The 24,803-nt window shown below is 47.4% G+C and carries 4 protein-coding genes; 2 read left to right on the top strand and 2 right to left on the bottom strand.

Translation table 11 applies throughout. From position 1 onward, the window contains the following. The first annotated feature begins 351 nt into the window (after positions 1-351). The gene (locus COR50_RS15275) at positions 352-897 is read left to right on the top strand and encodes a YciE/YciF ferroxidase family protein (RefSeq protein WP_098194786.1); all 546 of its coding nucleotides are present in this window, start codon (positions 352-354) and stop codon (positions 895-897) included. Between the two features lie 107 nt (positions 898-1,004). Here the strand turns inward: COR50_RS15275 and COR50_RS15270 are convergent, their stop codons facing one another. Beyond that, positions 1,005-2,213 (bottom strand): serine hydrolase domain-containing protein, encoded by a 1,209-nt coding sequence (locus tag COR50_RS15270; protein ID WP_232516181.1) that lies wholly within the window; start codon positions 2,211-2,213, stop codon positions 1,005-1,007. Positions 2,214-2,520: 307 nt separating this feature from the next. Between COR50_RS15270 and serA the strand changes: the two genes are divergently transcribed. Then, on the top strand, positions 2,521-3,759 hold the full coding sequence (gene serA, locus COR50_RS15265) for a phosphoglycerate dehydrogenase (RefSeq protein ID WP_098194785.1): 1,239 nt from the start codon (positions 2,521-2,523) through the stop codon (positions 3,757-3,759). Between the two features lie 338 nt (positions 3,760-4,097). Here serA and COR50_RS15260 read toward each other — a convergent pair whose 3' ends face one another. Further along, entirely contained in the window at positions 4,098-24,761 is a 20,664-nt protein-coding gene (locus COR50_RS15260; RefSeq protein WP_098194784.1) for a gliding motility-associated C-terminal domain-containing protein, read from the bottom strand. Positions 24,762-24,803: the final 42 nt, after the last annotated feature.

Raw genomic sequence — 24,803 nt, 5'->3', positions numbered from 1 at the left:
TCGCTATCAACGGTGCGAAGTTCCACGGTTCTCTTGGGAGTACCCCGGATTTTGAATGTATCACCCTTCGCTTATATCCTTGAACAGGTAAGGAATTCAAGTACCTTTAAAGCATTTTTAGTCCGACAACAATGAATAAAAATGATGTAAAATCCCGAGTACCGCAGGCAATTGTTCCCTGCTAAACTCCCACGAACCGGTGCAATATTTCCAGTGATTGTAGAAATCTCCCCACGGGATAAAATCCCCGAACCAAAATAAATAATTGGTTATCAATAACTTAAAAACGAACAATTCAAGGCATCGTGTTTGAATCATTGGATGGTATAAGTAAACCAAAAAATTGAAACCATGAATACCACTCACACGAATCCCCAGCCGATGGCAAGGGAAAAACAAATGAAAAATTCGGATTTTCACAAGTTTTTCATCGATGAACTGAAAGATATTTATTGGGCTGAAAAACACTTGGTGAAAGCATTGCCCAAGATGCAAAAGGCTGCTACCAGCAAACAACTAATAGCTGCATTTGAAAAGCATACAGCAGAAACAGATACCCACGTTCAAACGCTTGAAAAAGTGTTCGATTTATTGGGAGAAAAAGCCACTGCAAAAAAATGCGAGGCCATGGAAGGCTTATTAGATGAGGCTAACACCATTATTGACGATACCGACAAAGGCAGCATGGTAAGGGATGCCGCATTGATTTTAGCCGCCCAAAAAGTGGAGCATTATGAAATCGGGACCTACGGAACATTAAGAACTTTTGCTCAAAATATGGGACATACAGAAGTGGTTAAGCTACTTCAGAAAACGCTCGATAATGAAAAAGCAACCGATGTAGCACTTACTAAAATCGCTGAAAAAGACATTAACGCTGAAGCTTCGGAAGAATAATCACCGGTAAACCCGGGTATACATTGATGTGAATGCGTTTGATGCATAAAGAAACCCTCGCCGTATAAGACCCGGCGAGGGTTTCTAAAATATTTTATGCTGGCTGCTTAGTCCTCACCAGCTTCATCATCGATCCCTTCCCCGAGAATTTCCCGAACAGGTTTCACCGCGAAATAAATATTTTTATTTTGTTTATTTCCCAGGATCACCAAGGTAGTTGAATCCTTGATAAAGCGGTAAAAAACCGTGTTATTTCCATGCCACCAGCCATTATGGTAAATGATTTTTGCTTGGTCGGGATAAACGAGCATCCTGAAACCCAGGCCATAATTTTTTACGCCCGGCTTTTCATGGCTATAAGGGGTAAAAGCTTCCTTAAGTGTTTCTTCTTGTAAAAACCTGCCACTATAAAGCGCTTGATCCCATTTCAACATATCGTTGGCAGTACTGTAAATGCCTTTGTCACCCATCACGCCGTCAAAACAATCATCGGCCACTAATTTGCCGTTATAATAATGGCTCTTCGTTTGATGCGGGCGGGCGGCTTGATCCGGCGTGTACACGTAAGTATGTTTTAAACCGAGGGGCTTAAAAATATGAGAAGCCATATAATCGGCAAAAGGTTGTTGGCTAACCTTTTCAATGATAGCAGCCAATAATACGTAATTGGTATTGCAGTATTGGAAATGCGTATCAGGCAAGTGTTCAATACGTGGCTTATGCAAAGTCATCACGTTGATCACATCCAGGTTGGTCATCAACTTTTGTTTGTCCTTCCAAAGCGAGTCGCTGAAATAAAGGTAATTGGGTAATCCGCTGCGGTGGTTCAACAAGGTTCGCACGGTAACGCCTTTATACGGGAAGGTTGGGAAAAATCGTTGGATCGAATCTTCCAGTGAAATTTTCTGTTGCTCTACAAGCTGTAAAACACCCATCCCGGTAAATGTTTTTGAAATAGAAGCCAATTGAAAAGAGGAAGAATCTTCCATCGGAATCCTGTTAGGATAATCTTCATAACCGTGATGCCCTTGGAAAAGCACGACACCTTTCCTGGCAACCAGCATTGTACCGCTAAAACCGCTACGAACGAGTTTATGGTTGAAAAAATCCTTCAATTCTGATTGGATACGCTTCGTTTCGGAACTAGCCAATAAAGACTTGACATCACTTTCCGAAAGATTAATAGTATAAGTAGTATCCACTTCAACACGGGCCATCAATGCGGTTTTCTGCTTAGCATTAGATGGTCCGCAAGCTTGTAAACCGGCCACAGATATGGAAATGGCCATTAGTATTGCTGCATGCAAACGATTCATCACGTAAATAATAGTAAGATATCCCCAATAATTATCATGCTTCAAAGGTAGGAAGCAATTGTAAATCAAGCGTAAAAATCATGCCACAATGTTAATTTTAAGAAAAATTTAAGAGCTTTCCCTGCATTTTGATTAAACAAGTCGCAATGAAAGAACGAATTATTTGACAATATCGAATTTCATGGGCGGGTTATTTGAATACTCTAAAAATCGAACTAATTTCGTGCCTTCAAATTAACAACCATTTGCCAGGGAATTATCATAGGAAGATTTTATGGCATAGCGGAATCAAACTTACCTTAATAATATGAGCGAGCGTAAATTAACCAGTTACCCGAAAGAGAAGATCAACATTTTACTGTTGGAAAATATTAGCGACGTAGCAGTTTCAGAATTTACATCGGCGGGGTATACCAACGTTCGTAAATTGAATGGGGCACTAAGTGAAGCGGATTTAATAGAGGCAGTAAAGGATGTTCACTTATTGGGAATCCGTTCTAAAACCCATGTTACACGTCCCGTTTTGGAAGCGGCCAAAAAATTACAGGCCATCGGCTGTTTTTGTATCGGTACCAACCAAGTTGACTTAGCTAGCGCTACGGAAATGGGGGTTGCCGTATTTAATGCGCCTTATTCCAACACCCGTTCGGTTGCCGAATTAGTCATAGGATTGTCAATCATGTTAATCCGTAGGATCCCGGATAAAAATAACGCTGCCCATAACGGGGTTTGGATGAAAGAAGCCAAAGGGAGTTATGAATTGAGAGGTAAGACGCTCGGTATCGTTGGGTATGGTAATATCGGGAGCCAGGTGAGCGTGCTTGCCGAAGCGATGGGCATGAACGTGATGTATTATGATACCGAGATCAAATTGCCGCTGGGTAACGCGGTAGCGCAACGTTCCCTAGAGGAATTATTCGGGCAAGCAGATATTATATCTTTACATGTACCTTCTACGAAGACTACGAAAAATATGATTACTGCCGATATATTGAAACATGTGAAGCCCGGCGCCATCTTTATCAACTATGCCCGCGGGGAAGTAGTTGATCTCGAAGCCTTGAAAGAATGCTTGGTTAGTGGTCAAATCTCCGGCGCGGCAATCGACGTATTCCCGGTTGAGCCGGAAAAAAATGGAGAAGCCTTCAGCTCACCGTTACAGAAACTACCTAATGTTATCTTGACCCCTCATATCGGGGGAAGTACGGAAGAAGCCCAGTTGAATATTGGTTTTGACGTGAGCAGCAAATTATTGAGCTACCTGGAAAAAGGGGCGAGCTTCGGATCGCATACTATTCCTTCAATTAGTGTTCCCGAGGTTGAAAACACGCATAGAATATTACATATTCATAAAAACGTTCCGGGTGTGCTTTCCGCTATCAACACGGCATTGTCTGATAATAAAATAAACATATTAGGTCAATATTTGAAGACCAACGAAAAGATTGGTTATGTTGTGCTGGATGTGGATTCCCAATTATCGCATGAAGCTTTAGCCCTGCTGAAAGAAGTACCACATACCATTAAGACAAGGTTGTTGTATTGATAATTGATATCGGGCAGCTAACAAGTTCAAACGTGTATTGTTTTTATTAATTTAAATCATTAATTGACAAAACAAATAAAAATTTAAAATTAATATTTATCGATACGATTGCTTAACTACTGTAAATAAAAATAGCCGCGAATCCGCGGCTATTTTTTGATTGTCGAATACCTATTGATTTTTTATTTACGGTATGAATGTATACATTTTTATGCTGAATGCCTAATAAAAATTACTGTTTTTCAAATGTTTAACTAAATTATTTTCATTACTCTTTTTCAATGTAGGGTCGCCCAATTGCTTGGGCGGCCCTTTTATTTTAAGTGAAAGATAGAAGCCTATCTTATTACGGTTACATCTCCCTTGATAACGTAAATCTGTCCGCCGGAAGTCTTACTGTAACTCAACCACCAAACATAAGTACCTATTTCAACCGGTTGACCATTATATGTTCCATCCCAACCTTGTTCCTGGTCATGCGAGATGAAGATCATTTGACCCCAGCGGTTATAGATTCTTAATTCATAGTTGTACATCGTTTCCCCGGTTCCCGGTTTGAATATATCATTCTTACCATCTCCGTTCGGTGAGAATACGTTCGGTATTTCCGGGGCAGATTCGCAAACTACGCCCGTGATCGTGATCTGATCCTGGGAGAAACCGCAGTCATTGCTCACCTGTACAGTATAAGTACCCGGTTGCGTAACGGTCAAGGTGCTCCCGGTAGAACCATCACTCCAAAGGTAATTGCTCACGAATGCCGTTTTTGGTTTCAGAACGATACTTGTTCCTGCACAAATCACGGTATCATTGCCTAAGCTCACATTCGGCGTAGCGCCTTCGAAGACATTCAAGGTGTCAGCAATTACCCGGTCGCAGTATTTATCCAGGATCGTAAGGATATAGGTACCCGGTTGCGTGAACACTTTGATCGGGTTGGTATTACCGTCATTCCACAAGTAAGAGCTGGCATCATCTGTGCGGGCATCCACGTTGATCCTGCCGCCAGGACAGAGGTACCTGTCAGGACCGAGGTTCAAGGTAACCGTTGGTCTTTGCTGTACATAGATCGTGGAAGATACTACGCAAGCACCGTTACTAACGTATACCGTGTAAGAACCTGGTTTGTTGACAACGATCGATGGAGTACTTTCCCCGCTTGACCACTGTATAGTATTTGCATTTGTGATGGCTGTAATCACGATCGAAGAATTCGGGCAAATAGTAGTATCAGGAGGCAATACTAAGCTCGGTGGCGGCACAACGGTTACGTTGATGGTATCAACCACGATACAGCTTCCTTTCATGATACGTACCCAGTACTTGCCGGCTGTATTTACATTAATGTTAGAAGCGGTAGAACCTGTACTCCAAACATAGCTTGCATTTTCGGTAAAGGCATCCAAGTTCTTAGTATAACCGGTACAAATGACTGCATCTGGAATGTCTTCATGTTGCAGATTACCAAGATCGATTTGGATCGTATCGCTGGCTACGCAATCACCGTTGCTTACTTCAACCCAATATTTACCGGCAGTCGTTACCTGGATCTTCTGGCTGGTTTCGCCAGTTGACCACTTAATTTGGTATGTACTGTTTTGATTTCCGGCATCAAGTGTTACCGTTTCAGCGCTACAGATCGTGATATCATTACCCAAGTAAACAGATGGCGCTTGTTTGAACTGTAAAGTATAAGTTACAGGGGCGCTTTCACATCCGTCTTGGCCATCTTTCACGGTAAAGGTAGCCGTTGTTACACCCGGTAAGTTAAATACGTTGTCCGTTTGTGATACCGGCGTAGTAACTGCTCCGGCAGGTGTTACAGATACCAACGTATATATCGGGTTCTGTAGATTTCCTTTGGCCGTAACCGTGAATACAGGGTTGCTTGCACAAGCAGCTGGCATAGTAGTATCGAGTTCCGGTTGACCACAACCTTGAACCACGATTCTTTGTACCTGCTCAACCGCAACATTACCACATTTATCTACTGCATTCCATCTCCTGACGATTGTATAACCATTGCAATTATCAACCGTGTACGGATCTTCGGTCATTGCTGCCATTCTCGGGAAGTTATTTGAGCAATTATCCGTAGCTACCAATTGGGCGGCAGCAGGGATCGCATCACCACAACCAATCGTGATATCAGCAGGTGCAGCTGCAATTACAGGCGCCGTAGTATCCTGGATAATCACTAGTTGCTCCATTGTTGCAACGTTACCGCAAGGATCGGTGGCCGTCCAAGTGCGTTTTATTTGATAATGACAAGCGCCGTTGATAGAGTCTACTTGTTCGCTATATCCGTACTGGATCGAGTCAGCCGGGCTGCAATTATCCGTCGCTGTTACTGCTGCAACAGCAGGGATCGTGCAATCGGCATACAAGGTATCCTGTAAATTAGTATTGAATACCGGCGCCGCAAGATCGGTTACCGTAACTGTTTGTGTTGCGGTAATCATATTTCCGCAAGCATCAGCGGCAACCCACCTGCGGGTGATAATAAAGCCGCAGGCCGTACTTACTTTGTTAGTAGTATACACCACATCGATATCACCTGAACATGCATCCGTCGCTGTAACAACCGGTACTACTAATGTATCGCTACAGTTAACAGTGGTATCCGAAGCAGGCGGTGCTATAACCCAAACAGGGGCGGTGTTATCAACTACATTGATTGTTTGAACGAATGGCACGGACCTGTTGCCGCATTCATCTACCGCGGTATAAGTCCTGATGATCTGCATACCGTTGGCACAGTTGGCGCCGTTCTGCTTGTTTTCAATTGTTATTTCAACTTGAATATCCTGGGCGGCCGCGCAATTATCCGTTGCCGGGATCGTATCCGGTGCAGGGATGTTGTTACAATCTGTATTGATGATAGCGGCAATATTGCTTACATCTAATACAGGCGCTTCGGTATCTTCAACGATAATGCTTTGAACAATTTCTGTCCTGTTTCCGCAATCATCGGTTGCAACCCAAGTACGTAGGATCGTGTAACTATTTTTACAATTACCCGGTACGATATTATCTGATGGCGTAACATCGTAAGAGTTACCGCTGCAAGCATCAGTTGCCGTTAAGTTTACAGGTGCAGGAATATTATCGCATGAAGCGTGTATTTCTTCCTGTGGACGGTTGATGAATACCGGCCCGGTTGTATCGATAACGGTGATGATTTGTCTTACAGTCGCAACATTGTTACAGATATCTGATGCGGTCCATGTCCTGATAACCTGGTACAGGCTCGGACAAGCGCCCGGCAAGTCAACCCTGGTCTCATTCATAGTTACGGGAACGCTTTGTCCGCTACATGCATCCGTTGCTGTGAATGTTTGCGCAGCAGGCACTTCGTTACAGTTCACTTGTATGTCTGTAGGTGCAGGTTGATCAAACACCGGCATCGTGTTATCTACCAAGTGAATCACCTGGATAGCGGTATCGCTATTACCGCATTTATCTGTCGCTATATACCACCTGGTAATCGTCATGTTGCCGCAAGTTCCGTCAGAAGCGAAGTTGTCTATCACTTCTACCGAGATACTGTCAGTAGGTGTACAGTTATCGGTCGCTTGGATCGCCAAGGTATCAGGCACTTGTGAGCATTCGACAGTGATATCATTGATGGCGGTTAAGATTACAGGGCGGGTAGTATCTGAAACGATAATGACCTGTTTCCTTTCCGTTTTATTCTGGCAAGCATCTATCGCGATCCAAGTACGGGTATATTTAAATCCGCAACCATCAGCTAATGGCTCCTTGGTTTGACTACGTGTAACGTAGATCTTGTTCGGTTGGGAACAATTATCAATCGCGTGTAATTCAGCAAATGGCGGTAAATCACCGCATTGAATCAAGGTATCTGCCGGTACAGGATCGATAAATTCCGGACCTGTCGTGTCTTTCACGGTGATAACCTGGATATGCTCAGCCATCCTGTCGCAAGCATCGTAAGCTCTCCAGATGCGGTATATGGTGTAGTTTTCACCGCAAGCATCCGGCGCTTTGTAAGTGCTATCTTTCATTTCCCACCTTATTTCAGCTGTAGGTGTACAGTTATCTGTAACCGATACTGCTGCAACCGGAGGTATGCTATGGCAATCAACGGTCGTATCACTTGGTAAAGGAAGGTTGAACACAGGGCTGGTTGTATCCTGAACCATGATCTGTTGAATTGCTACGGCTTCATTACCGCAAGCATCGGTTGCGATGAATTTACGGAAGATGATGTACTTGGTCGGGCAAGCGTTCGGAGTTTGTACAACAGAATCCCTTGAAATAACAGGCACATCGCTAATGCTGCCACAATCATCAACAGCTGTAAGGGTAGGAGCCGTAGGAATCGCATCGCAAGATACTGTAGTATCAGCCGGAATTTCCATCGTGAACCTCGGTTTAACATCATCAATAACCGTGATCACCTGCGATACACTATCAATGTTATTACATTGATCCGTAGCCACCCAAGTATATACCAATTGGTAACCATCAGCACAATTTCCGGTAGTATTCGGTATTTCACGTACATGTTTATCAATGATGATACCTGCTGTTGGCGTACAGTTATCTGTAGCTGTTAGATCTACTTGTGCAGGGATCGCATCGCATGAAACGGTAATATCGGCAGGCGGAGTTTGTAATACAGGCCTTGTTGTATCCTGTATGGTGATAACCTGTACATATTCCCTTGAATTACCGCAGCTATCGTAAGCGATCCACCTACGGGTGATGATCGAACTTTGCGGGCAGCTACCGTCCTGGCGGGATTCGGATTTTTCAACCCAAGCAGCCAAAGAGCAATTGTCAGCGGCGGTAAGATCTTCCTGCGGCGGTAATGTTTCATCACAGTTGATAGTCATATCAACCGGAAGCGTACCTATAAACTGCGGCCTTGTTGTATCCTGAACTGTGATTGTTTGAACTTTTACACTAGTCATACCACACTCGTCCGTTGCAATCCAGGTACGGATTAATTTATAGTTGTTTTTACAAGCACCCGGGATTTCAACCCTTTCTTCATGCCTGTCTACATGGATCTTGTTCGGTTGAGAACAGTTATCGATCACGTTCAAGGCTTCCATCGGCGGCACTTTATCACAATCAACGGTTGTATCGCTCGGGATATCGATTGTAAATACAGGGCCTGTCGTGTCTACGACTGTCACAACTTGTTGAACAGAATCAATATTACCACAGAGGTCAGCGGCGATCCAAGTATAAATTATGCGGTAGTTCTGTCCGCAAGCGCCCGGATCTTTTTCTTGCCTTGCTTTTTTAGTGATCGTTATGCTGTCGGATGGTGTACAATTATCAGTTACCGAAACATTAACCTGTGGAATGATCGCGTGGCAATCTACCGTGGTATCTTTCGGTAAAGGCATCGTGAACACCGGTTTAGTCGTGTCCTGGACAGTCACTACCTGCGTAATGGTGGTGTCGTTACCACAAGCATCTGTAGCAGTCCAAGTATACACCAGGCGGTAGTTGCCGGAACAAGCGCCCGGAATATCTTCACGTCTTTGATCTTTCTGAATATTAATTGCAGTTGCCGGCGAGCAATTATCTGTTGCCGTGATATCCACCTGTGCAGGGATATTATCGCATTGAACGGTAACATCGGCAGGAACAGGGATATCGAACACGGGTCTCGTTGTGTCTACAACGGTCACCACTTGGTTGATTACCGCGCTGTTACCACAAGCATCTGTCAATGTCCAAGTGCGGTGCAATTCATAATTGCTTGCACAAGCACCGGGGATATCAACCCTAGTTTGAGATTTGGTAACAGTGATATCTGTCAAAGGACTACAATTATCAACTACTTCATAATCCGGTTGATCCAGGATCGTATCACAACTCAAGGTGATATTCGCCGGAACATTGATTACGAAAGCAGGCGCTGTTCTATCTTCTACGGTAATGATTTGTTTCACGGAATCAACATTACCACAAGAATCGGATGCGATCCAGGTACGGATTAACTGGTAAGTATTATTACATGCACCGGGGATGTCAACACGTTCTTCCTTAGCTTCTACCTTGATGTTTAGACCTGTAGGATTACAGTTATCGCTAACGGGCAGGGTAGTAGGCATAGCAGGCACTGCATCACATTCAACGGTAATGTTTGCCGGTGCGCCGAGTGTAAATGTCGGGGCGGAATTATCCTGTACGGTAATTTCCTGGGTTACACTGAACGCGTTACCACATTCATCCGTTGCTGTCCAAGTGCGCTTGATGACATAATTACCGGCGCAAGCACCCGGGATCGTTTCAATAACATCTTTCACTTCAACAATAATATCCGGTGTTGCGGAGCAATTATCGATAGCCACCATATTAGCCGGCGCCGGGATATTTTCGCAATCTACCGTGATATTAGCAGGTGTCGCGGATAAGAACCTAGGCGCTTCCGTATCCTGAACACGGATCACTTGTTTCACGGAATCCATATTACCGCAAGAATCTGTGGCAATCCAAGTGCGTGTCAATTCATAAGTATGTTTACAAGATTTGCTGGTAGTATCTACGCGGCTTGTCATCGTAACATTGGTACAAAGATCTACTGCTATTGGCGCCACCATCGGTGGAATGTTATCGCAACTTACCGTCTGATCAGCAGGAATATTGCTGAAAGTAGGGGCTTGATTGTCGATTACCCTGATAATTTGGCTAGCAGTAGTTGAATTACCACATTCGTCGGTGGCTGTCCAAGTCCTTGTATATACCCTCAATACAGGGCATGACTCGTAAGACACCACCTCGTTGTAAGTAACGGTAGCGGTTCCACAAGCATCGGTTGCAGTAACGCTGGCCGGAACCGGAACTTGGTCACAATTCACATCTATATCGGCCGGCACACCCTGTAAAACAGGAGCCGTGTTATCGGTTACTTCAATTTCTTGTGTCGCTGTGCTGGTATTTCCGCATTCATCTATGGCTGTCCATGTACGTCTTACCACGAAACTGTTTGTACAAGTGCGTGAAATGATAGTATCCTTACTTGTCATAGTGACGTTGCCGCAATTATCAACCGCTTCTGCTGTACTGCTGTACGGCCATTCCTCGCAACTAATTGCAACCCTGGCTGGCACCACTGTAAATTGCGGCGCTTGTGTATCTACCACGTTTACTTCCTGAACCATGGTAACATCGTTTCCGCAATCATCTGTTGCAGTATAGATGTACACCCTCGTGTAATTAGTTGGGCAAGTACCCGCCCTATAAGTAGAATCGATCGTGATCGTTACTGTTCCGCAATTATCCGTGGCAGTTACATGCTCAGGCGCCGGTGTTTCAGAACAATCGATCGTTTTGTTGGAAAGTACTTGATCGAATACCGGTGCAACATTATCTACGAATGTTATAACCTGGTCATCTTTAGAAGTATTACCGCAGGCATCCGTAGCTGTCCAGGTACGGGTTACCGTGTATTGACCAGCGCAAGCGCCCGGGGTTCTTGCTTCTGTCATGGAAACTTCGGCTGTACCACAATTGTCCGTAGCGGTAACATTGGCAACCGGGATAACATCACCGCAATTCAATGTAATATCAGCAGGAACATCGTGTAAAACAGGGTTGGTAAGATCGGTAACCCTGATTCTTTGTTTCACAGAATCAATATTACCACATTCATCTTCAGCAATCCAGGTACGAACCAATGTATAATTGTTTGCGCAACTTCCTTTAATTGTATCCACGCGCATGGAAAGTTCTATTCCGGCGAGCGGGCTACAGTTATCAGCCACGGTTGGATCTGTAGGCGCAGGAATATTATCACAGCTAGCATCCCTGTCAACAGGAACATTGCTGAATAATGGCGGTGTTACGTCTGCGACTGTTAACCTTTGTACGTGTTGAGATACATTACCACAACTATCGGTTGCAGTCCAAGTACGAACTACCGTGTAATTGTTTGCACAAGATCCATTTTCAATCCTTGTATCGAATACGATACCCATCACTCCGCTACAAGCATCGATGATGGTAGGTTGTGCGGGATCGCCTAATCTATCGCAACTGATGGTACTATCGGCAGGGGCGTTATAGAATGCAGGGCCTTCTGTGTCAGTATATGTTAATACCTGTTTCACTGAATCTACATTATCACAGGCATCCGTGGCAGTCCAAGTGCGAATCACTTGGTAGTTGCCAGGGCAAGCGCCTTTCAAGGTGTCTTGTTTAAAGCTGATAGCAACAGTACCACATTGATCGGCAGCAGTCGGGTTGATCAACGGAGCTATTGCACCGCAACTCAAATCCATATCGGCAGGCACACCGCTAAATACCGGTGGTAGATCATCGTATACTTCGATTCTTTGTTTCGCACTGTCGATGTTACCACATTCATCTTCAGCGATCCAAGTGCGGATCAAAACATACTCATTCGGGCAGCTACCGGCAATTTTATCCTCCCTATGATCTTTCAGTGTAGCCGTTCCACAATTATCAGAAATAACCACCGTTGCAAAACTTGGTATTTCGTTACACCTTACCCTGGTATCAGCAGGAACACCCGAGATTACCGGTGCTGTATTATCTACTACGTGAACGATTTGGGTAAAGTATGATTTATTACCACATGAATCCGTAGCGGTCCATTCGTGTGTTAACGTATAATGACCGTTACAAGCTTCATCATCGCTCTTAGTGGTTTTACGTTCTAATTTTACTTCGGAGCAATTATCCGTTGCAACCGGAAGATCGATCGTATTCGCTGCATCACAGTCTACCGTTTTTTCATTTACAGGAGTGGAAGTAAAGATCGGGGCTTCCGTATCGCGGATGGTGATCGTTTGTTGAATAGGATCGGACTCGTTACCACATTCATCCACGGCCACCCAGGTGTAAACGACCCTGTAATTACCAGGACAGTTACCTTTTACTTCGACCCTCGTTTCCTGGATACGCACATCACTACAATTATCCACCGCGGTTGGCACATCCGGAACAACCGGATCCGTACAAGCAATTGTTTTGTTAGCCGGAGCACTGGTAAATACCGGGGCCACAACATCTCTTACCTTGATGATCTGCGTTCTAGTGCTCGTATTACCACACTCGTCAGTAGCTGTCCATACACGCCTGATTTCATAACTACATGAAGAACCAACGATCGTTGAATCATAAGTTAGCGTATATGGGGAGCAATTATCGGTTGCAACTAGGACAGGTACCGCTGGAATCTGGTCGCAGTTTACTGTTTTATTGACAGCTAGACCTGAAATTACCGGCGCTTTTGTATCACGTACCCTAATTGTTTGACTTCTGCTGGTTGAATTTCCACAATCATCTTGTGTTGTCCAAGTACGGATCAGGTCATAAGAACCCGTGCAAGTTTGATTCTCGGTACGTTCGGTCATAGTAGGAGCGGAGGCGGTTCCGCAATTATCCACGGCAGTTAATACCGGGGCAACCGGGATGGCATCACAACTCACTTCTACATCCGCAGGGAAGTTTACAAATTGAGGAGCAACATCGTCCCTAACAAATATCTCCTGGACATGTGTAGCTACATTTCCGCAAGAATCTACAGCTTGGTACGTTCTTTCTATCGTGTAAGTGCCTAAGCACAATTCATCTTTCTTCACATCCGTGAATGTCACCGTAGTGGCAAGGCTGCAATTATCTGTTGCCGTAACGCCGGAACCATCCGGGATACTTTCGCAGGTAACATTTACATCAGCCGGCGCATTATCGAATACCGGCGCTACCACATCGGTAACATGTACCCTTTGAATAGCCGTATCCTTATTGTTACAATCATCGGTAGCAATCCAGGTGCGGATCAAATCATATGTTCCGCTACAGCTTCCGTTCACCCTAACTTGCGTGAATTGAATTTCCACATCCGTATCACAATTATCTGTAACCGTAGGCGTTGGCGGTACCGGGATGTTATCACAAGAAGTGTTCACATCGGCAGTTACACCAACGATTACCGGGCGGGAAGTATCCTGCACGAACAAGGTGTAAGATTTAGTTGCCACGTTACCGCAATCATCGGTAGCAGTCCAAGTACGGATCAGTTTATAACCGCAGTCATCACCTTCTCGACGTTCATCATAACTGTCAGTATAACCGCTACATTCATCCACGATATAAACGGTTGGTTTAGCCGGGATAGCATCGCAATTCACGATGGCATCCGCAGGTACTCCTGTGATTACCGGCGGTTTATTATCGATGAAACGGATCGTTTGCGTAGCGGTAGATTCATTATCACAAGCATCCTTGGCAGTCCAAGTACGAATGATTTTATATGAACCACCGCAACTATCAACTCTTTGATCTTCGTAAGATAAGCTTACGATAGAGCATTTATCAGTAGCCACCGCATCTACGAATGGCGGCATGGCATCACCACAATTCAATGTAATATTAGTTGGCACGAAAATAAATTCGGGAGCCTCGGTATCGGAGATATGTACGTATTGCGTGAATACAGTTTGAAGGTTACATTCATCCGTGGCCGTCCACTCCCTCACGATAACGTAAGTACCAGGACAGGTTCTAGGATTCTGAATGTATTCAAATAAATCTATGCTCACCGCGGCAGAACAATTATCTGTCGCTACCGGTGTTACAGGAGCAGGGATGTTATCGCAAGTTCCATATAAATCAACCGGCGTGGCAGGATCAAATACAGGAGCTTCGGTGTCTTCTACTTCGATGGTTTGTGTTGCAGTAGCAGAATTACCGCATTCATCCGTAGCAGTCCAAGTACGAACGATCGTATACGTGTTCGGGCAGCTTCCGTCGATTCTATTTTCATTGAACACCGGAACGATATTAACCGAGCAATTATCCGTCACTGTTGGAGTTTGTACAGCAGGGATATTATCGCAAGATACAGTGACGTTTGCCGGAACGTTTGAGAATACCGGGGCAATATTGTCTACCACGGTTATGCGGCGGGTTTCTTCTACCACGTTACCACATGGGTCTTCCGCTCTCCAGGTTCTAACAAGCGTGTAGCCATTGGCACATGTTTGGTTCTCCCTATGTTCAGAGAAATCAACATCCAGTACCCCGGCACAGGCATCATTCGCTGTAACAACAGGCACAGCAGGGATATTGTCACAAGATACCGTTTGATCTATAGGCAAGCCGGACAATACCGGGGCCGTATGATCTTCCACGGTGATTCTTTGTGTATGGATAATCTCGTTGCCACAATCATCGACAGCGCTCCATTTGCGTTCTACAACATAGTTATAATCACAAGTCCTGGAAATTTCAGTTTCACCGAGATAAGTTACAGTTGGTGGGTCACAACGGTCACTAGCTGTAACAACAGGTACCGCTGGTAACGGGCCGCACTCGATCGTAATATCAGCAGGAGCATTATCAAATGTCGGGATAGAATTATCTACCACGTGAATTACCTGCTCAATCGTTGCCCCATTATCACATTCATCAACTGCTTCCCAACGACGGGTAATCGTGTAATTATGCTCACAAGTTTTATTGGTGATTTCCTCACCGAGGAAGTTTACACTTGGAATAGCACCGCAATTATCTGTTGCAACCGGGTTAACCCTAGCAGGAATTTCGTCGCATTCAACCGTTAATTCTGGGAATGGAGTAGGGAAGCTAGGAGCGGTATTATCAACAACAGTAATTACTTGCTCAACGGCATCGTTGTTACCGCATTTGTCCGTGGCTTGCCACCTGCGGGTAATGATTATTTGGCAACCACTTGTAACAAACGAAGTATCATAAGTTACAACAGGGTTGGCATCACAATTATCGGTGATTACCGGGTCAATCCTAGCAGGAATTTGATCGCATTCTACTGTTACATCCGCCGGAACATTTGTAAATACCGGTGCGGTTTGATCTCTCACCGTGATCGTTTGCGTGAAGTCTTGCGTATTACCGCAGGCGTCCGTTACCGTCCAGGTACGGAAGATCCTGTAAGCACAAGATTCTGTTTCGCGTACTTCATTTACGGGCGAGATGGTCGGTGCGGGATCGCAAATATCCGTAGCCGTCAAGGTCGGTACGGCGGGGATATTATCGCATTCTACCGTGATATCGGCTGGAAAATTCGGGATTGTCGGGGCCGTGTGGTCTTCCACCGTGATTACCTGGGTATGCGTATTCGTATTACCGCAAGCATCCGTGGCCGTCCAGGTGCGCGTGATGATTCTCACCACCGGGCAGGTGCCCGCCGTTTCGGTCTCGTCAAAATCAAGCACAGGGGCAGGGTCGCAGTTATCGGTGATCGTTACCGCCGGTACCGCCGGGATGTTATCGCAATCTACCGTCACGTTAGCAGGTTCGTTGCTGAACTCGGGCGCCGTGTTATCCTGCACCTCGATGCGCTGCACGTGCGTGGCCTCGTTACCGCAGGCATCGCGCGCCGTCCAGGTACGTACCAGCGTGTAGGTATAATCGCAGCTTCCGTCAATGCGTTGCTCGTCAACTGGGGCTACCGTGGCAGCGCCGCAGTTGTCTGTTGCCGTTACTACGGGGGCTACCGGGATGTTATCACAATCCACCGTGATATCGGCTGGGGCATTATCGAAGGCCGGGGCAGTATCATCGCTCACATGGATCACCTGCACGAACTGCTGCACGTTGCCGCACTCGTCTTCCGCTTCCCAGGTACGGGTGATCGTGTACTTGCCGGGGCAGGTAGGGTCCTGGTTGCTGATTACCTCGCCAACGTAGCGGATCGTTACCGGCGCGGTGCCGCAATTATCCGTGGCCTCCAGTACCACCGAGCTTGCACTTGGAACGGCATCGCACTGCACGTCCAGGGTGGCCGGTGGGGTGACCGTGAACACGGGCGCTTTCGTATCTATTATGTTAATTACCTGGCTACGGCTGCCGGAGTTGCCGCAGGCATCCGTTACCGTCCAGGTACGCGTGATCGTGTAGCTGTTTGCGCAACCGTCGTTGGTCGCGGTGATCGCCGTATCGTACACCATTACGGGCGCCGCGTCGCAATTATCCGTGAATAAGGGATCCACGCGCGCGGGGATCTCGTCGCAGTTCACCGTTACACCGGCGGGTACGTTGGTGATTACCGGCGCGGTATGGTCTTCCACCGTGATCGTTTGCGTGAAGTCCTGCGTGTTACCGCAGGCGTCCGTTACCGTCCAGGTACGCGTGATCTTGTAAGAGCAAGATACCGGTTCGCTCACCTCGTTTACGGGCGAGATGGTCGGTGCGGGATCGCAAATATCCGTAGCCGTCAAGGTCGGTACGGCGGGGATGTTATCGCATTCTACCGTGATATCGGCAGGGAAATTCGGGATTGTTGGGGCCGTGTGGTCTTCCACCGTGATTACCTGCGTATGCGTATTCGTATTACCGCAAGCATCCGTGGCCGTCCAGGTGCGCGTGATGATTCTCACCACCGGGCAGGTGCCCGCCGTTTCGGTCTCGTCAAAATCAAGCACAGGGGCAGGGTCGCAGTTATCGGTGATCATTACCACCGGTACCGCCGGGATGTTATCGCAATCTACCGTCACGTTAGCAGGTTCGTTGCTGAACACGGGCGCCGTGTTATCCTGCACCTCGATGCGCTGCACGTGCGTGGCCTCGTTACCGCAGGCATCGCGCGCCGTCCAGGTACGTACCAGCGTGTAGGTATAATCGCAGCTTCCGTCAATGCGTTGCTCGTCAACTGGAGCTACCGTGGCAGCGCCGCAGTTGTCCGTTGCCGTTACTACGGGAGCTACCGGGATGTTATCACAATCCACCGTGATATCGGCTGGGGCATTATCGAAGGCCGGGGCAGTATCATCGCTCACATGGATCACCTGCACGAACTGCTGCACGTTGCCGCACTCGTCTTCCGCTTCCCAGGTACGCGTGATCGTGTACTTGCCGGGGCAGGTAGGGTCCTGGTTGCTGATCACCTCGCCAACGTAGCGGATCGTTACCGGCGCGGTGCCGCAATTATCCGTGGCCTCCAGTACCGCCGAGCTTGCACTTGGAACGGCATCGCACTGCACGTCCAGGGTGGCCGGTGGGGTGACCGTGAACACGGGCGCTTTCGTATCTATTATGTTAATTACCTGGCTACGGCTGCCGGAGTTGCCGCAGGCATCCGTTACCGTCCAGGTACGCGTGATCGTGTAGCTGTTTGCGCAACCGTCGTTGGTCGCGGTGATCGCCGTATCGTACACCATTACGGGCGCCGCGTCGCAATTATCCGTGAATAAGGGATCCACGCGCGCGGGGATCTCGTCGCAGTTCACCGTTACACCGGCGGGTACGTTGGTGATTACCGGCGCGGTATGGTCTTCCACCGTGATCGTTTGCGTGAAGTCCTGCGTATTGCCGCAGGCGTCCGTTACCGTCCAGGTACGCGTGATCTTGTAAGAGCAAGATACCGGTTCGCTCACCTCGTTTACGGGCGAGATGGTCGGTGCGGGATCGCAAATATCCGTAGACGTCAAGGTTGGTACGGCGGGGATGTTATCGCATTCTACCGTGATATCGGCTGGGAAATTCGGGATTGTTGGGGCCGTGTGGTCTTCCACCGTGATTACCTGCGTATGCGTATTCGTATTACCGCAAGCATCCGTGGCCGTCCAGGTGCGCGTGATGATTCTCACCACCGGGCAGGTGCCCGCCGTTTCGGTCTCGTCAAAATCAAGCACAGGGGCAGGGTCGCAGTTATCGGTGATCGTTACCGCCGGTACCGCCGGGATGTTATCGCAATCTACCGTCACGTTAGCAGGTTCGTTGCTGAACACGGGCGCCGTGTTATCCTGCACCTCGATGCGCTGCACGTGCGTGGCCTCGTTACCGCAGGCATCGCGCGCCGTCCAGGTACGTACCAGCGTGTAGGTATAATCGCAGCTTCCGTCTACGCGTTGCTCGTCAACAGGAGCTACCGTGGCAGCGCCGCAGTTGTCTGTTGCCGTTACTACGGGGGCGGCCGGGATGTTATCGCAATCCACCGTGATATCGGCTGGGGCATTATCGAAGGCCGGGGCAGTATCATCGCTCACATGGATCACCTGCACGAACTGCTGCACGTTGCCGCACTCGTCTTCCGCTTCCCAGGTACGCGTGATCGTGTACTTGCCGGGGCAGGCAGGGTCCTGGTTGCTGATTACCTCGCCAACGTAGCGGATCGTTACCGGCGCGGTGCCGCAATTATCCGTGGCCTCCAGTACCGCCGAGCTTGCACTTGGAACGGCATCGCACTGCACGTCCAGGGTGGCCGGTGGGGTGACCGTGAACACGGGCGCTTTCGTATCTATTATGTTAATTACCTGGCTACGGCTGCCGGAGTTGCCGCAGGCATCCGTTACCGTCCAGGTACGCGTGATCGTGTAGCTGTTTGCGCAACCGTCGTTGGTCGCGGTGATCGCCGTATCGTACACCATTACCGGCGCCGCGTCGCAATTATCCGTGAATAAGGGATCCACGCGCGCGGGGATCTCGTCGCAGTTCACCGTTACACCGGCGGGTACGTTGGTGATTACCGGCGCGGTATGGTCTTCCACCGTGATCGTTTGCGTAAAGTCCTGCGTATTGCCGCAGGCGTCCGTTACCGTCCAGGTACGCGTGATCTTGTAAGAGCAAGATACCGGTTCGCTCACCTCGTTTACGGGCGAGATGGTCGGTGCGGGATCGCAAATATCCGTAGCCGTCAAGGTCGGTACGGCGGGGATGTTATCGCATTCTACCGTGATATCGGCAGGGAAATTCGGGATTGTTGGCGCCGTATGATCTTCAATAGTAATTTTTTGATCGTAAATGGCTTCGTTGCCGCATTCATCAACAGCCCTGAATCTGCGTATTACATTCCTGGAACCCACGCAAGTAGCAGGGTTAGCAGGATCATCAAAATCACCGACATGTGAAACTGTAGCGCCCGTACAAGCATCCTGAACCGTTGGTAATTCTACAGGAACTACTTCATCGCATTCTACCGTTACATCGTCAGGCACAGTAACGAATACCGGGGGAGTGTTATCATTAACGGTAATAATTTGCGAGAAAGTGATCGAGTTACCGCAATCATCAGTAGCGGTCCAAGTGCGGGTAATATTATAATTACCGGGACAAGAACCCGGTGTAATCAGATCATCTGCTAAAGTCACCTCTACATCTGTATCACAATTATCCGTAGCATCTAATAATACTCTCGCAGGAATATTATCACATTCCACCGTTAACATCGCAGTAGGTGTCGTTACAAATACCGGGGCTGTATGATCTTCAACAGTAATAACTTGCGTATGTTCATCAAAATTGCCACAATCATCAGTAGCTCTCCAAACCCTTGTGATAGTATAACTACAACCGCTGCCGGATGTGGTTTCACTTACTAATTGTACCGGCACATCCGCATCACAGTTATCAGTAGCAGTCAAGGTTGGTACAGCAGGGATTGCGCTACACTCCACCGTGATGTCGGCAGGTTTAGCCTGGATCACAGGAGCAACATTGTCTTCTACCGTTATCGTTTGCGTATGTGTCGCTGTATTTCCGCATTGGTCTTCAGCTTCCCATGTTCGAACTATTTGGTAGGAACCGGGGCAAGCACCGGGAATCGTATTGTTTGAAATCAAGGAAACAACTGCCGTTCCACAGTTATCAGATGCGGTAACGGTATTATTTGGAATAACATCATCGCAATTATAAGTTGCATCGGCAGGGGCGTTATCAAACACCGGGGCCACATCATCAACAAAGGTGATCACCTGGATAGCTTCCCTTTCATTATTACAATCATCAACCACGATCCATTTACGGTGTATCTCGTATGAATTCGGGCAAGACCCATCTACGCGGGTATCCCCGTCAAATGAAATATGCGCCGTTCCGCAGGCATCCACCGCCGTGGGGTTACCAACCGGCACAACCGTGCCACAAGGAACGGTGACATCGGCAGGAACGAATGTAAATTCCGGCGCCGTTTCATCCTTCACCACGATTGTTTGAACAAATAATTCGGCATTACCGCAAGCATCTGTTGCTTTCCAAGTGCGGGTAATAGTTGTATTGCATGCATCGCCCGTGGTAGATTGTCCCATATATTGAACATCGGGGGTACCACAGTTATCCGTAGCTGTTAAAGTAGGAACAGCCGGAACGGCATCGCACTCTACCTCGATGTAGGCGGCAGGAGGGTTTACAAATACGGGCAACTTATTGTCCGTGATCGTTATCACCTGGCGAACAGAATCCGTATTATTACATGCATCTGTTGCAGTCCATACCCTAACTAAAGTATAATCATTAGCACAACCTTCCGTTCCATCAATTATATAAGAAGTAAATACAGGAATGATACCAGTAGTACATTCATCCGTTACCGTAGGCGTTTCTATAGCTGGAATGGTTTCCTCGCAAGAAATCGTTACATCTGCGGGAACATTACTAAATGTAGGTTTACGTGTATCCCTAACAGTGATTGTTTGGGAAATGGTTCCGGTTTTACCGCAATCATCCGTAGCAGTCCAGGTGCGGGTAATTTGTATGCCACAACCGAAAGGTACCGTTACGTCCTGGTGGTCAACTGTAAACGGCACACCATCAGGATGGGTAAATACCGGGTTTCCGAAGAGGGTAGTGTAATCAGTTCCCGGATCACATTCTGCATCTTGCGGCCACAGAACAGTGGCTGTTTCAGGGCTGCCGGTATAAATCGTGATGGCAACCACGTTGCTGGTACTGGTACACTCCCCGGAAGTAACCGTCCTGCGGAACCAGGTATTTTGGGTGATCGTACCCGGATCATAATTTTGACCATTTGCACTTGCGATCGGGGTAAATGGCCCGGAAGCGCCCGTGGTACTCATTTCCCAAGTGTAGGTATATGTACCGTCACCACCGGAAGGCACGGTGCCGGTTATTTCGGCAACAGCATCACCTTCGCAAATATTTTGATTCGAACCGATGGAATTACCTGTTAATGATTCCCGGTTGATCAAGGTAACATTACTAATGTTGGAAGCACAAGTACCATTGGTAACCTGCCAACTTAAAACTACCGTATTACCGGCTGCAACTGTCACTTCGGTTGCAGGATCATTGATATCAGCAATAGTCGCCGTACCGGAGACGATTGTCCAGGTACCTGTACCCGCGCTGGCCGGGGTTGCGTTCATCGTGAATGTTGCATCATCACAATTTTCTTGATCAGCGCCTGCTGAAACGGTTGCCGGCATTTCATCCACATTCACCGTTACACTGGTACAAATATCATTGGCACAAGCGCCTGTACTCTCAGAACGTACATAGTAAGTTGTAGTTGCAGATGGTGTAACAGTTATCGAACTACCGGAACCGATAGCGGTTCCTACACCGCAACCACCTTCATACCACACCCATTGAGCGCTTGTTCCCAGCGTACCGCTAACATTTAAAGTCACGGAGTTGCCTTCACAAATAGAAGCAGGGGGAGCAGCAATGATCGGTGTTGAAGATCTTTCCGATACCGTTACCGTGAAATTAGCTGAGCCGGAACATCCCGGGTTTGCATTTTTAACGGTCATAGTAAAGGTGTAAGTTCCCGCGGGGGTACCTGCCGGTATAGCCATGCTAAGCGGGCTGGCAACCATCGGTTGATCTGCCAAGTCGGTGAAACCAGGCATCGGGTTAGCACCCGTAGCTTGTAGATCATATAATGTTGGGCTACCTGTTGCAACGAAAGGAATTAATGCCGTAGTACCGCCAGAACCGATACATACCGCGCTAACACTTCCTACAACTAGGGTTGGAGCCGTTTGAATGCTAAGAGATACGTTATCTGAAACAGATCCGCAGGAGTTATTATTATTTCTTACCGTCCAAGTAAGCGTGGCTGCATTTACCCCGGGTGCTAATGTAACCGTGGTATTCGGATCATTAATACTGGCGATGGTAACGCCAGAAGTTCCCGTTGTCCATGTACCGATGTCGTTTACATCTATCGGGTCCGCATTCATCGTAAAGGTTCGGGAGCCACACTGAATTTGCGCCGTGCCCGCCTCAGCAGGGCCCGGAGGCGCATTATACAGTACGGTGATATCTTTAAAAGCAGAACAATCCGGGTAATTTGGATTTGTAACCGACCAACGGACTACCACCGGTTGATCCGGGGGTAAGTTGCTTATGTTTTGTTGGTTAGGCAATGATGCTGGAGATAAAACGGCACCGTAATCATTACCTACGATTGACCAAGTTCCAACATTCGGCGCCGCCACGGCAACCGCTCTTAACAAAGCGTAATTAACGCAGAGGGTCCCGGTAGGCAATGCATTAGCAGTAGGGGCGGGGCTTACATTTACCGCGACTTGATCAGCAGTAGAACAAGTTCCATTTGTAACCAAAACATTCACGTTATAACTACCCGGGGCAAATGTGCGGGTAAAGGTTTCTCCCCCGCTTACAGATCCGGAGCTAGTTCCGCTCCAGGTCCAGTTAATACCATAACCGCTCTGATCGCCCGCATCCAGGGTAATCGGGGTACCGGAACAGACATCCAAATCTGGCCCTAGGTCTACCACGGGCTTTTTATCCACCTGGATATTTGCTGATACCGTCTCAGAACAACTTTTGCCATTACCATAGTTGGCAACGGCAGTCACACTGTACGAAGAAGAAACCGGGGGTTTGACACTTACCTGGTAATCTACGCCGGGGATGTAGGTTATGTCGGGGCCCGTGAAAGAATAACTATCGTAATTCGTCGGGTTCACCGTTAGAATCGTCGAGTTGCCTTCACAAATGACGGGCTCCGTAACCGTGATTTGCGGTTTCGCTAAAATGGTAAGCGTCACCATATTGGACGGGGTGTAGCAGGCATTACTATTACCATCTTCATTTACCATCAAGCGGAAATAGTAAGTGCCTACGCTGTTGAGTACCCCGGCCGAAATGTCTAATGTAGGTGTATTCGTGCCTGTATAGCCTGCGCCGCTAACGGGTGTCCAAGTGGTACCGTTAGTAGACGTTTCCCAGTAGTATACAGGGTCTAAGAAATAGTTGATCGGTTCAATTTCAGAAGTCAGGGTAATCGGGGCGCCTTGGCAAATCGCATCTTTATCGTAGCTCAAGCCATCGATATAAGAATAAATCTTGGGGGCACAATACTCGAAAGCGATATCGTCAATCGCGATATCGTTACCACATCCACCCGGATTATTATTGACCACTTCGAGGATCAAGCTCTCTTGTCCCGGCTGAAGCCGGATACTCCCCCCGTACTGTTGCCAGTCGGGACCACTGAGATCCATCGAAACATCATAGGTATTAAACCGTTTGATCTCTGCACCGTTGGCAGCGTTGCGGATAATAAAAGTTACCCCGGCGTATTTGTAATCCTTTTCACAAGTTCCTTCAAACACTTCCAATGGGTTCAAGTTCATGAACCAGGCAGTAAAGTTATAAACCGCGCCAGGACAAAGTCCGTCAACGCGGCGGGTGTAAAACATACGCGGATCATAACTTGAGTTGGCAATCAACATACCACCGCGGGTGTCACCGGTATGGTCACCAGAGTTTACCCATTCAGGGCGACCACCTGTTCTAGTATTATAATAAATGGAGTAATCGTTATCAGCCAGGTCGCCATACTGGTTATAGTTATAGCTAATTATGGTAGGGTCTAAAGAACGACGACCTTCGCCACTGGCGAAGGTTCCAAAAGTTTCCTTGAAGTTTTTATCACTCACGAAGCTACCCAGACAGGATTCAATCGTGCAATCTTCGACGGTTATGTATTTCGTCTTGTAATAATTATTACCACTGTAGCGCAATCTCAGTTCAACCTTATATGTTCCGACTTCTGTCAGATCAACCGTTATGGATTCGCTATTCTGGTCGCCGTACCTGTAGTTCACCGTAGTGGATCCCGATGGGGCAGTGATCGTCCATCTATAGCTGGAAGGGCTTTGGTTCCCGGTAAAGAAACCGTGCATAGATGCATAACTATCCTTACATATGGTCGTAGGCGCGGAAAAACTAGGAGTTTGCGCGTATCCTTTCATTGCGAAGGACACAAGGATCAGGGATAGGAATCGTAAAAATTTTCTCATTTAGCCAATAATTTCTTTAGAAAAATTCTGAGCGGAATAGAG

Origin of the sequence: Chitinophaga caeni (genome assembly GCF_002557795.1) — a bacterium.
Taxonomy (GTDB): Bacteria; Bacteroidota; Bacteroidia; order Chitinophagales; family Chitinophagaceae; genus Chitinophaga; species Chitinophaga caeni.
The sequence above is the reverse complement of the archived record's forward strand: the minus strand, read 5'-3'. Positions and strand labels throughout refer to the sequence as shown.